The 12,101-nt window shown below is 72.2% G+C and carries 9 protein-coding genes; 1 reads left to right on the top strand and 8 read right to left on the bottom strand.

The window, feature by feature from the left end; translation table 11 throughout:
* Positions 1-36: 36 nt before the first annotated feature.
* The gene (locus ACIQ7D_RS34780) at positions 37-570 is read left to right on the top strand and encodes a GNAT family N-acetyltransferase (RefSeq protein WP_403944770.1); all 534 of its coding nucleotides are present in this window, start codon (positions 37-39) and stop codon (positions 568-570) included.
* Positions 571-657: 87 nt separating this feature from the next.
* On the opposite strand, the gene ACIQ7D_RS34775 is transcribed toward ACIQ7D_RS34780, so the two are convergent.
* From ACIQ7D_RS34775 to ACIQ7D_RS34740, 8 genes are all read right to left on the bottom strand, one after another.
* Positions 658-1,179 carry a DUF4240 domain-containing protein gene (locus ACIQ7D_RS34775; RefSeq protein WP_403944809.1) on the bottom strand — a complete coding sequence of 174 codons (522 nt, stop codon included), beginning with the start codon at positions 1,177-1,179 and terminating at the stop codon, positions 658-660.
* 87 nt (positions 1,180-1,266) lie between these two features.
* Complete coding sequence (locus ACIQ7D_RS34770; RefSeq protein ID WP_403944768.1) at positions 1,267-2,235, bottom strand: helix-turn-helix transcriptional regulator; 969 nt, start codon at positions 2,233-2,235, stop codon at positions 1,267-1,269.
* 75 nt (positions 2,236-2,310) lie between these two features.
* A complete protein-coding gene (gene aceE / locus ACIQ7D_RS34765) occupies positions 2,311-5,001 on the bottom strand; it encodes a pyruvate dehydrogenase (acetyl-transferring), homodimeric type (RefSeq protein ID WP_403944766.1) in 2,691 nt (896 codons plus the stop codon).
* Between the two features lie 218 nt (positions 5,002-5,219).
* Entirely contained in the window at positions 5,220-5,843 is a 624-nt protein-coding gene (locus ACIQ7D_RS34760) for a GntR family transcriptional regulator (protein WP_403944764.1), read from the bottom strand.
* A gap of 124 nt (positions 5,844-5,967) precedes the next feature.
* On the bottom strand, positions 5,968-7,806 hold the full coding sequence (sucB, locus tag ACIQ7D_RS34755) for a 2-oxoglutarate dehydrogenase, E2 component, dihydrolipoamide succinyltransferase (protein WP_403944762.1): 1,839 nt from the start codon (positions 7,804-7,806) through the stop codon (positions 5,968-5,970).
* Between the two features lie 105 nt (positions 7,807-7,911).
* Complete coding sequence (gene lpdA / locus ACIQ7D_RS34750; RefSeq protein ID WP_403944760.1) at positions 7,912-9,300, bottom strand: dihydrolipoyl dehydrogenase; 1,389 nt, start codon at positions 9,298-9,300, stop codon at positions 7,912-7,914.
* 213 nt (positions 9,301-9,513) lie between these two features.
* Positions 9,514-11,043 carry a leucyl aminopeptidase gene (locus tag ACIQ7D_RS34745; RefSeq protein WP_403944758.1) on the bottom strand — a complete coding sequence of 510 codons (1,530 nt, stop codon included), beginning with the start codon at positions 11,041-11,043 and terminating at the stop codon, positions 9,514-9,516.
* A gap of 252 nt (positions 11,044-11,295) precedes the next feature.
* Positions 11,296-12,090, bottom strand: a complete 795-nt coding sequence (locus ACIQ7D_RS34740) for an adenosylcobinamide-GDP ribazoletransferase (RefSeq protein WP_403944756.1) — start codon at positions 12,088-12,090, stop codon at positions 11,296-11,298.
* Positions 12,091-12,101 lie beyond the last annotated feature (11 nt).

The raw sequence follows: 12,101 nt of genomic DNA, 5'->3' as shown, positions 1-12,101 counted from the left end.
TCCTGCCTCCGCGACCTCCCGTGGCACAGTTACGCCATGGTGGAACCCCGGATACGCCCCGCCGCACGCGCGGACGACGCGGCCCTCTGCGCACTCGACCGGGCGACCTGGTCGCCGCTGCACGCCGTCACGCCGAGGCCGAGCCCGCCGTACGGACCGTTCTTCGACACCCAGCACCGGCCGGAGGACTTCCTGGTCGCCGAGTGCGACGGCGGCGCCGGAATCGCCGGTGCCGGAACCGGCGGCGCCGAGGACCCCGTCGCCGGGTACATCCGCGTCGCCCGCCCCACCCCCCTCGCCAGCAACGCGCATGTACGGCAGATACAGGGCCTCGCCGTCCACCCCTGGGCGCGCCGCCGTGGCGTGGCGCGCGCCCTGCTGCGCGCGGGCGCGCTCCACGCGCGAAACCAGGGCGCGCGACGGCTGACCCTGCGCGTCCTCGGGCACAACACGGCGGCGCGTGCGCTGTACGAGGCCGAGGGGTACCGCGTCGAGGGGATCCTGCCGGGGGAGTTCCAGCTCGACGGGGTGTACGTCGACGACGTGCTGATGGGGCTCTCGCTGGAGTGAGCCGCAGTGGGTCACGGTGGGCCCGCAGTGAGCTTCAGCGGGCCGCAGTGAGCCGAAAGGGCCGTCCGGGAACAGTCCCCGCGCGCCTCACTCGCTCCCGAAGCGCTCCGTCAGCCGGGGGAACCGCTCCGCCAGCGCCGCGTCGTCCTCGAAGTCCAGCGGCGTGCCCTCCGGCTCCGCGCGCTGCGCCGCGATGCCCAGGGCGGGCGCCACCACCCCGGTGAGCTGTTCGTACGCCTCGTCCGCCGCGTACCCCAGTTCCTCGCCGTCCCCGTCGACGGTCTGGTCGAACGTGTCCAGCGTCTCGGCCAGGCTGTCCGGATCGTGCAGCGCGCCCTCGAAGACCTCCCGGCCCTGCCCGATGAGCCAGCAGCGGAAGTAGTCGAAGGCGTCGTCACTCGCGCCGCCGAGCAGGACGGCCGCCGCGCCCCACAGATCCCAGTGGTACGCGCGGTTGTAGCGCGACTCGAAGTGGCGCGCGAAGTCCAGCACGGAGTCGGGATCGAGCTGCAGCAGCCGCTCGACCAGCAGATCCGCATGGTCCTCGGGGTCGCCGTCGGCGGCCTCGCGCGTGCTGTCGACGATCTCCCAGAACTCCGTCTCGTCCATCACGGGTCAAGCATCGTGCCTGAGGGGAAGCGGCGCACGCGGAGCCGGGAGTTGCGGGGAACTCCGCTTCCCGCCGTGCCGCCCGTACTACCGGCCGTACAGGTCGCCCATCCGCGCCGCCGCCTCCGCGAACCGGCACCTCAGCGTCTCAGGCCCCAGGACCTCCGCGTCCGCGCCCAGCGCCAGCAACTGCTCGTACGCCACCTCCTCCGACTCCACGGGCAGCGTGAGCGTGATCCGGCCCCGCTCGTCCGCCGGGGGCGCCGCCTCGATCGCCGCGCTCGCCGCCGCGCGGTCCGTCACGTACGGGAGTCTGCGGGCGCCCTCGGGCGAGAGGCGCACCTCGATCTCCGCGCGCAGCAGGGAGCGCGCGAACTCCGCCGCGCGCTCCTCCCAGAACGCCGGCAGATCGAACGAGTCCTCTCTGGTGAAACGTTCCTGCGATGGCTCCACCGCGGTGAACCGGTCGATCCGGTAGACCCGGAACGTCCCCTCCGTACCGGCGCACACGTACCAGACACCCGCCTTCAGCACGAGACCGTACGGCGCCAGCTCCCGCTCCACCTCCTGGTCCTCGCGCCGGTAGCGCGCCGCGACCAGCCGGTCGTCCCAGACCGCCTCCGCGATCACCGGCAGCAGCTCCGGCGTCTGCGGCTCGTGGTACCAGCCGGGCGCGTCGAGATGGAAGCGCTGCGCCGCCGTGTCCTGCGCGTCCCGCAGCGACGGCAGCAGCGCCGCCGAGACCTTCAGCCGGGCGGCCGACGAGATGTCGTCCAGGCCCATCTCCCGCAGCGCTCCCGGCACCCCGGAGAGGAACAGCGCCTCCGCCTCGCCGCGCGCCAGCCCGGTCAGCCGGGTGCGGTAGCCGCCGACCAGCCGGTAGCCGCCGGACCTGCCCCGGTTCGCGTACACCGGGATCCCTGCCTCGGAGAGGGCCTGGGCGTCCCGGGTGATCGTGCGCTCGGACACCTCCAGCTCGCGGGCCAGTTCGCCCGCGGTCATGGAGGGTCTGGACTGGAGGAGCAGGACCATCTTGATCAGGCGGGCAGCACGCATACGTCCATGATGCAGGGAGCCCCCGCCACTCAGTGACAGGGGCTCCCCAACCTGCTATGGGGCTGCGCAGGGCCGTCAGAGACCGTAGCGCTCGCGTGCCTCCGCGATCCGCTCCGGCTTGACCTCGCCGCGCCGCGCGAGCTGCGCCAGCGCCGCGACCACGATCGACCGCGCGTCCACGCCGAAGTGCCGGCGCGCCGCCTCCCGGGTGTCCGAGAGCCCGAAGCCGTCCGTGCCCAGCGAGCTGTAGTCCTGCTCCACCCACTGGCTGATCTGGTCCGGCACCTGCCGCATCCAGTCGCTGACCGCGAGCACCGGGCCCGGCGCGCCTTCGAGCGCGCGCGTCACGTACGGCACCTTCTCCTCGCCGCGCAGCAGGGCCTCGTCGGCCTCCATCGCGTCCCTGCGCAGCTCGGTCCAGGACGTGGCGGACCAGACATCGGCCGTCACCCCCCAGTCGGCGCCGAGCAGTTCCTGCGCCTCCAGGGCCCAGTGGATCGCCGTACCGGAGGCCAGGAGCTGGATCGCCGGGGCGTCGGCCGCCGCCGGGGCGCCCTCCTTGAAGCGGTACAGGCCCTTGATGATGCCCTCCTCGACGCCTTCCGGCATCGCGGGCTGGGGCATCGGCTCGTTGTAGACCGTCAGGTAGTAGAAGACGTCCTGGTCCTCGCCGGGTACGGGCTCGCCGTACATCCGCCGCAGACCCTCCTTGACGATCACCGCGATCTCGTACGCGAACGCCGGGTCGTAGTTGAGCGAGGCCGGGTTGGTGGCCGCGATGAGGTGCGAGTGGCCGTCGGCGTGCTGAAGGCCCTCACCCGTCAGGGTCGTCCGGCCCGCGGTGGCGCCGACGATGAAGCCCTTGCCCATCTGGTCGGCGAGCTGCCACATCTGGTCGCCGGTGCGCTGCCAGCCGAACATCGAGTAGAAGATGTAGAACGGGATCATCGTCTCGCCGTGCGTCGCGTACGACGTGGCGGCGGCGATGAAGTCCGCCATCGAACCGGCCTCGGTGATCCCCTCGTTGAGGATCTGGCCGTCCTTGGCTTCCTTGTAGTACATGATCTGGTCGCGGTCGACCGGGTCGTACGTCTGGCCCAGCGGCGAGTAGATGCCGGCCGACGGGAACAGCGCCTCCATGCCGAAGGTGCGCGCCTCGTCCGGGACGATCGGGACCCAGCGCTTGCCGGTCTCCTTGTCCCGCATCAGGTCCTTCATCAGCCGGACGAACGCCATCGTCGTCGCCACGGACTGCTTGCCCGAGCCCTTGGCGACGGCCTGGAACGGCTTCTCGGACGGCTGCGGCAGCGCGACGGTGTGCAGCCGGCGGGCCGGGGCGGGGCCGCCCAGCGCGGCGCGCCGCTCCTGGAGGTAGCGCACCTCGGGGGAGTCCGCGCCGGGGTGGCCGTACGGCACCAGGCTCTCGTCGAGTTGCGCGTCCGGGATGGGCAGGTCCAGCAGGTCGCGCATGGTGCGGAACTGCTCGCCCGAGAGCTTCTTCATCTGGTGGTTGGCGTTGCGCGACTCGAAGCCGGCGCCGAGCGTGTAGCCCTTCACCGTCTGCGCGAGGATCACGGTCGGCGCGCCCTCGTGGGACAGTGCCGCACGGTAGGCCGCGTACACCTTGCGGGCCTCGTGGCCACCGCGCGAGGTGAAGAAACACTCGGCGATCTTCGCGTCGGACAGCAGCTTCGCCAGCTCGACGAGGGCCGGCTCGGCGCCGAAGAAGTGCTCGCGGATGTACGCGACGTCCCGCGTGGCGTACGTCTGGAACTGGGCGTCCGGCACCTGGCGCAGCCGGCGTACCAGCGCGCCCGTGGTGTCCAGCGCGAACACCTCGTCCCAGGCGGAGCCCCACAGCGTCTTGACGACGTTCCAGCCGGCGCCGCGGAACTGCGCCTCCAGCTCCTGCACGACCCGGAAGTTGGCGCGGACCGGGCCGTCGAGGCGCTGGAGGTTGCAGTTGATGACGAAGGTCAGGTTGTCCAGCCGCTCCCGGGCCGCGAGGGCGAGGGCCGCCGTCGACTCGGGCTCGTCCATCTCGCCGTCACCGAGGAACGCCCAGACGTGCGAGGCGGACGTGTCCTTGATGGAGCGGTTGGTCAGGTAGCGGTTGAAGCGCGCCTGGTAGATCGCGGAGAGCGGGCCCAGCCCCATGGAGACGGTGGGGAACTCCCACAGCCACGGCAGCCGCCGCGGGTGGGGGTAGGAGGGCAGGCCCCGGCCGCCGGACTCCTGGCGGAAGTGGTCCAGGTCCGTCTCGGTCAGCCGGCCGTCGAGGAAGGCGCGGGCGTAGATGCCGGGGGAGGCGTGGCCCTGGATGTAGAGCTGGTCGCCGGAGCCGGGGGACTCCTGGGACTCCTTGCCGCGGAAGAAGTGGTTGAAGCCCGTCTCGTACAGCCAGGCCGCGGACGCGAAGGTGGCGATATGGCCGCCGACGCCGTAACGGGCGCCGCGGGTGACCATCGCCGCCGCGTTCCAGCGGTTCCAGGCGGTGATCCTGGACTCCATCTCCAGATCGCCGTCGAACGCGGGCTCGGCGGCGGTCGGGATGGTGTTCACATAGTCGCTCTCCAGCAGCTCGGGCACCGGGACCCCGGCGGTTCCCGCGTGCTGGAGGGTGCGCCGCATCAGGTACGCGGCGCGGTGCGGGCCCGCGTGTTCGGTGACGGCGTCGAGGGAGGCCGCCCATTCGGCGGTCTCCTCGGTGTCACGGTCCGGGAGCTGGTCCAGCTCGCTCGGAAGCTTGCCTACGGGGTCGGGCATCATCGCCGCCTTCCGGACAGGAGGGGGGTGGAGAAGTGGTCATGTCTGGCAGGACAGGACGCTGGGCTGGGTGCAGCCCGTCGTCGACTGTAAAACGCTGATCGATGATCGATCAAAGGGTTGAACGGCAAAACTTCTCGATCTCAAGGAATTGGCATCCCGTGCCGCGTGAAAGGGCACGGAGTGACGGACGGTAATTCATGACAGAGGGGGTGAAATCAGGCACGGGGCGCGCATCCGAGCACATGGTCCTTCACCAGTGAGCCGATGCCCGGGTCCCGTCTGCGGAACGCTTCGACCAGCTCCTGGTGCTCCTCGGCGTACGACTTCTGCACGGTGCCGAGCCAGCGGATCGACAGCGCCGTGAAGACCTCGATACCGAGCCCTTCCCAGGTGTGCAAGAGCACTCCGTTACCGGCGGCCCGCACCAGCTCCCGGTGGAAGCCCACCGTGTGCCGTACCTGCGCGGTCCCGTCGGCCGTACGGTCCGCCGCGTACAGGGCCGTCACATGCGGCTCCAGCGCGGAACAGTCCAGGGCCAGCCGCTCGGCGGCCAGCTCGGCGGCGATCTGCTCCAGACCGGCCCGTACGGGATAGCTCTCCTCCAGATCGGCCGCGGTCAGGTTCCGGACGCGTACGCCCTTGTTCGGCGCCGACTCGATCAGCCGCAGCGACTCCAGCTCGCGCAGCGCCTCCCGTACGGGGGTCTGGCTGACCTGGAGTTCCGTCGCGATCCGACGCTCGACGATCCGCTCGCCCGGCTTCCAGCGACCGCTGACGATCCCCTCCACGATGTGCTCGCGGATCTGTTCGCGCAGCGAGTGGACGACGGGGGGACTCATGAAGGGCTCCTCGGGCCGGGCCGGACGTTGTCCGGACGTTGTCTGGACAATACGGCGCCCCCGCCCGGAGAACAGTCTCCGGACGGGGGCTGTGCCTTGGTGCGGCTGTCTGGTACGGCCCGGGTCAGAGACCCAGCTCCACCTCGAACTCGCCCGCTTCGAGGATGGCCTTGACCGCCGTCAGGTAGCGGGCGGCGTCGGCGCCGTCCACCAGACGGTGGTCGTAGGAGAGCGCGACGTACGTCATGTCGCGCACCGCGATGGTCTCGCCGAGGTCCGGGTGGTTGATGACCACCGGGCGCCTGACCGTGGCGCCGATGCCCAGGATGGCGACCTGGTTCGGCGGCACGATGATCGTGTCGAAGAGCGCACCGCGCGAGCCGGTGTTGCTGATGGTGAAGGTCGCGCCCGCGAGGTCGTCCGGGGTGATCTTGCTCGCCCGGACGGCCGCCGCCAGCTCCGCGGTCTTCTTGGAGATACCGGCGATGTTCAGGTCGCCCGCACCCTTGATGACCGGGGTCATCAGACCCTTCTCGGAGTCCACCGCGATACCGATGTTCTCCGAGTCGAAGTACGTGATCGTGGACTCGTCCTCGTTGATCCGGGCGTTGATGACCGGGTGGGCCTTCAGCGCCTGGGCCGCCGCCTTCACGAAGAACGGCATCGGGGACAGCTTCACGCCCTCGCGGGCGGCGAAGGAGTCCTTCGCCTGCGCGCGCAGCCGCATCAGCTTGGTGATGTCCACCTCGACCACCGAGGTGAGCTGGGCCTGCGTGTGCAGCGCCTTCATCATGTTGTCGCCGATGACCTTGCGCATACGGGTCATCTTGACGGTCTGACCGCGCAGCGGGGACGCCTCCAGCTTCGGCGCCCTGGACGCCGCGGGGGCGGCGGCCGGGGCCGGAGCGGGGGCAGCGGCGGCGGCCTTGGCGGCCTCCGCGGCGGCGAGGACGTCCTGCTTACGGATCCGGCCGCCGACGCCGGTGCCCTTGACGGACGCCAGGTCGACCGCGTTCTCCGAGGCCAGCTTGCGGACCAGCGGCGTGACGTACGCGCCGTCGTCGCCCGCGGGAGCGGCCGGGGCGGCGGGTGCGGCAGGGGCCGGGGTGACCGGCGCCGGGGCGGCCGGGGCCGGAGCGGCGGCCTGAGCCGGCGCGGGGGCGGCGGGGGCGGGGGCGGGAGCCGGGGCGGCGGGCGCGGCCGGAGCGGGCGCCGGAGCCTTCGGGGCCTCCTGGGCGGGTGCGGCCGGAGCCGGAGCCGCCGGAGCCGGGGTCGGAGCGGCGGCCGGAGCCGGCGCGGCCGGGGCGGCGGGAGCGGCCGGAGCCGCGCCCGGGGCGCCGATGACGGCCAGCTTCGCGCCGACCTCGGCGGTCTCGTCCTCGCCGACCACGATCTCCAGCAGCACACCGGCGACCGGGGCGGGGATCTCGGTGTCGACCTTGTCGGTGGAGACCTCAAGCAGCGGCTCGTCCTCCGCGACCTCCTCGCCGACCTCCTTCAGCCAGCGGGTGACGGTGCCCTCGGTGACCGACTCGCCCAGCGCGGGCAGCGTGACATCGGTACCGGAGGCGCCACCGGCCGGGGCGGCTGCGGGTGCGGCCTCGGCCGCGGGGGCCGGAGCCTCGGCAGCCGGAGCCGGGGCGGGCTCGGCGGCAGCGGCGGGGGCCGGCTCGGCCACGGGGGCCGGCGCGGCCTCCGTCGGCTGGGCCGCCTCGTGGCCGCCCGTACCGTCGTCGATGACGGCCAGCTCGGCGCCGACCTCGACGGTCTCGTCCTCGGCGACCTTGATGGCCGCCAGCACACCGGCGACGGGCGCCGGGATCTCGGTGTCGACCTTGTCGGTCGACACCTCCAGCAGCGGCTCGTCGGCCTCGACGCGCTCGCCCTCGGCCTTCAGCCAGCGGGTGACAGTGCCCTCGGTGACGCTCTCGCCGAGCGCCGGCAGGGTTACGGAAACCGACATGGTTTCAGTTGCTCCTCATGGTGGTGTCTCCCCAGCTCGCGCGGAGCGCCGAGCGAGGGGAAGTGCGGAAGTGGTCGTCGCGCCCGGACCTGGTGCCCCTCGCCATCAGTCGTGGGAGTGCAGCGGCTTGCCGGCCAGGGCCAGGTGGGCCTCGCCGAGCGCCTCGCTCTGGGTCGGGTGCGCGTGGATGAGCTGCGCGACCTCGGCCGGCAGAGCCTCCCAGTTGTAGATGAGCTGAGCCTCGCCGACCTGCTCGCCCATACGGTCACCGACCATGTGGACACCGACCACGGCACCGTCCTTGACCTGGACGAGCTTGATCTCACCGGAGGTCTTGAGGATCTTGCTCCGTCCGTTGCCCGCGAGGTTGTACTTGAGGGCGACGACCTTGTCCGCGCCGTAGATCTCCTTGGCCTTCGCCTCGGTGATGCCGACGGAGGCGACCTCGGGGTGGCAGTACGTGACCCGCGGCACACCGTCGTAGTCGATCGGGACGGTCTTCAGACCCGCCAGCCGCTCGGCGACGAGGATGCCCTCGGCGAAGCCCACGTGCGCGAGCTGGAGGGTCGGGACGAGGTCACCGACCGCCGAGATCGTCTCGACGTTCGTGCGCATGTACTCGTCGACGACGACATAGCCGCGGTCGATCGCGACGCCCTGCTCCTCGTAACCGAGCCCCTGCGAGACCGGGCCGCGGCCGATCGCGACCAGCAGCACCTCCGCCTCGAAGGTCTTGCCGTCGGCGAGCGTGACGCGGACGCCCGTCTCCGTGTACTCGGCCTTCTCGAAGAACGTACCGAGGTTGAACTTGATCCCGCGCTTGCGGAACGCGCGCTCCAGCAGCTTGGAGCTGTTCTCGTCCTCGACCGGGACCAGGTGCTTCAGACCCTCGACGACGGTGACGTCCGTACCGAAGGACTTCCACGCGGAGGCGAACTCGACGCCGATGACGCCGCCGCCCAGGATGATCGCGGACTGCGGGACGCGGTTCAGGTTCAGCGCGTGGTCCGAGGAGATGATCCGGTCGCCGTCGATCTCCAGGCCCGGGAGCGACTTCGGTACGGAACCGGTCGCGAGGAGCACATGGCGGCCCTGGACCCGCGAGCCGTTCACATCGACGGACGTGGGGGAGGAGAGCCGGCCCTCGCCCTCGATGAAGGTCACCTTGCGGGAGGCGACCAGCCCCTGGAGCCCCTTGTACAGGCCCGAGATCACGTCGTCCTTGTACTTGTGGACCCCGGCGATGTCGACACCCTCGAAGGTGGCCTTGACACCGAACTGCTCGCTCTCGCGTGCCTGGTCGGCGATCTCGCCGGCGTGCAGCAGGGCCTTCGTGGGGATGCAGCCGTTGTGCAGGCAGGTGCCGCCCAGCTTGTTCTTCTCGATCAGTGCGACGTCCAGACCAAGCTGCGCTCCGCGCAGCGCCGCGGCGTAACCGCCGCTACCGCCGCCGAGGATCACTAGGTCGAAAACGGTGCTGGCGTCGTTCGCCACGTCACGTCCTCCATGCATGTGCGCCGGGCGCGGTCTCACATTGACCGGGCGGCGGCTGGTCTTCGGCCGCTATGTCTTCGGCCCTGTGGTGGGGGCCCTGTCCTGCCGATTACCCATCTTTGCACGGTGCGCCGCCCGACGGGGTCGGGGGTCACGGTGCGAGCGGCACTCCCCGCCCGCACCATGACCCCCGACGCCACCACCGGCTCCGGATCAGCCCAGGTCGCCCGAGGCGGTACGTTCCGCCAGCCGCACCAGGGTGCGCACCGAGGAGCCCGTGCCGCCCTTGGGGGTGTAACCGTACGGGGCGCCCTCGTGGAAGGCCGGGCCCGCGATGTCCAGGTGGGCCCAGGTGATGCCCTCGCCGACGAACTCCTTCAGGAAGAGGCCCGCGACCAGCCCGCCGCCCATCCGCTCGCCCATGTTCGCGAGGTCGGCGGTGGGGGAGTCCATGCCCTTGCGCAGGTCGGCGGGGAGCGGCATCGGCCAGGACGCCTCGCCCGCCTCCCCGGCGATCTCGTGCAGGGACGTACGGAACGCGTCGTCGTTCGACATGATCCCGAAGGTGCGGTTGCCCAGCGCCAGCACCATCGCGCCGGTCAGGGTCGCCACGTCGACGATCGCGTCCGGGTTCTCCTCCGAGGCGCGGGTCAGCGCGTCCGCCAGCACGAGCCGGCCCTCGGCGTCGGTGTTGAGGACCTCGACGGTCTTGCCGCTGTACATGCGCAGCACGTCACCGGGGCGGATCGCCGACCCCGACGGCATGTTCTCGGCCAGCGCCAGCCACCCGGTGACGTTGACCGGCAGGCCCAGCCGCGCGGCGGTGACGACCGAGGCGAACACGGCGGCGGCGCCGCTCATGTCGCACTTCATCGTCTCGTTGTGCCCGGCCGGCTTCAGCGAGATGCCGCCCGAGTCGTACGTGATGCCCTTGCCGACCAGCGCGAGCGTCTTCTCCGCGTCGGGGTGCGTGTACGCGAGCTTCACCAGGCGCGGCGGGTTCACCGAGCCCTGGCCGACGCCGAGGATGCCGCCGAAGCCGCCCTTGGCGAGGGCCTTCTCGTCGAGGACCTGGACCTTGATGCCGTGCTCCTTGCCCGCGGCGGTGACCACGGCGGCGAAGGACTCGGGCGTCAGATCGTTGGGCGGGGTGTTCACCAGGTCACGGGCGCGGTTGACCTCCTCGGCCAGCGCGATCGCGCGCTCGGCCGCCGCCTTGTGGGCCTTGTCACGCGGCTTCGCGCCGACCAGCGCGACCTCGCCGAGCGGCTGCTTGGGCCCGTCGCCCTTCTTCGCGTTCTTCCCGCCGCCCTGGTAGGCGGTGAAGGCGTACGCGCCGAGCAGCGCGCCCTCGGCGATCGCCTCGATGTCCAGGGCCGCCTCGACGGGCAGCGCGAACGCGGCCTTCTTGACGCCGGAGAGGGCACGCGCCGCGGCGCCGGCGGCCCGGCGCAGCGTCTCGGTGCCGTACGTCTCGTCCTTCTCCGGTACGGGGCCGAGGCCGACCGCGAGGACGACCGGGGCCTTCAGACCGCCCTGCGCGGGCAGCTTGGTCACCTCGCTCTCGCCGCCGGAGGCACCGAGGGTCTCCAGAACGGCGGCGAGCTTTCCGCCGAACGCCTTGTCCACGTCCTCGGCGCCCGGAGCCGCCACCGGCCCCTTGGGGCCCTTCGCGACGCCGACGACGATCGCGTCGACGCGCAGGGTCGCCGCGCCGGCAGGCTTAAGAGTGAGAGCAGTCACGGTGGTGAAATCTCGCTTCCATTGAGTTCTTGACGGCCGGGGGTTGCGCCGGCCGTCCCCGCCGCGTCGCCCGTACGGCCGCGCGCGGCGTGGACGAGCCTACGCTCGGTGATGGACGGCCCTCACAGCGGCGGCGGTTCACTCGTCTGTGGGGGTGTTCCCGACGTTTTGGTACGACGCCCCGTCATGACTCGGTACGGCGCCCCGTCATGACGGGGTACGGCGCCGCGCCCCGGCGGCCCCTGCGGGGTGTCAGCCCAGCGTCAGCGCGACGAGCACGGCCGTCGCGGCGGTCTCCGCGAGCGCGCCGAACACATCGCCGGTGACCCCGCCGAACCGCCGTACGCAGTGCGCCAGCAGCAGCCCCGCCGCGCCGAGCCCGGCCACCACCGCCAGCGCGTGGTGCACGGCGCCCGCCACCCCGAAGAGCCCGCCCGCCGCCGCGCCCGCGCCGGTGACCAGCACCGCCGCGCACCAGGCGGCCCGGAGGGGCACCGTGCCCGCCACCGCGGCGCCCAGCCCCTCCGGCCGGGCCGGGGGTACGCCCCTGCGGCAGCCTAGGGTGAGCGCGAGCCGGGCGGCGAGCCCGGCCAGGACGACCGCCACCGCGCCCCGGGCCGGACTCTCCCCGTACAGCTCCGCGACCGCCGCGACCTGCGCGAACAGCGCCAGCAGCAAGGTGATCACACCGAACGGTCCGATGTCCGACCGCTTCATGATCCGCAGGGCGTCCTCGGCTGGCCTGGCGCTGCCCAGACCGTCCGCCGTGTCGGCGAGCCCGTCGAGATGCAGCCCCCGCGTGAGGACGGCGGGCACGGCGACGGCCGCCACCCCGGCCAGCAGCGGCGAGGCGCCCGCGAGCAGCGCCACCGCCCCGGCCACCGCCGCGCAGCCGCCCACGGCGAGCCCGGCGGCCGGGGCGCTGAGCATGCCGGCGCGGGCGGCCGTACGGTCCCAGCGCGCCACGCGGACGGGGAACACGGTGAGGGTGCCGAACGCGAAGCGCAGGCCGTCGGCGAGCGAGGCACGGTCGTTCGTGGAGGTCATCGCGGGAAGGG

Source organism: Streptomyces sp. NPDC096310 (assembly GCF_044763125.1).
Taxonomy (GTDB): domain Bacteria; phylum Actinomycetota; class Actinomycetes; order Streptomycetales; family Streptomycetaceae; genus Streptomyces.
The sequence above is the reverse complement of the archived record's forward strand: the minus strand, read 5'-3'. Positions and strand labels throughout refer to the sequence as shown.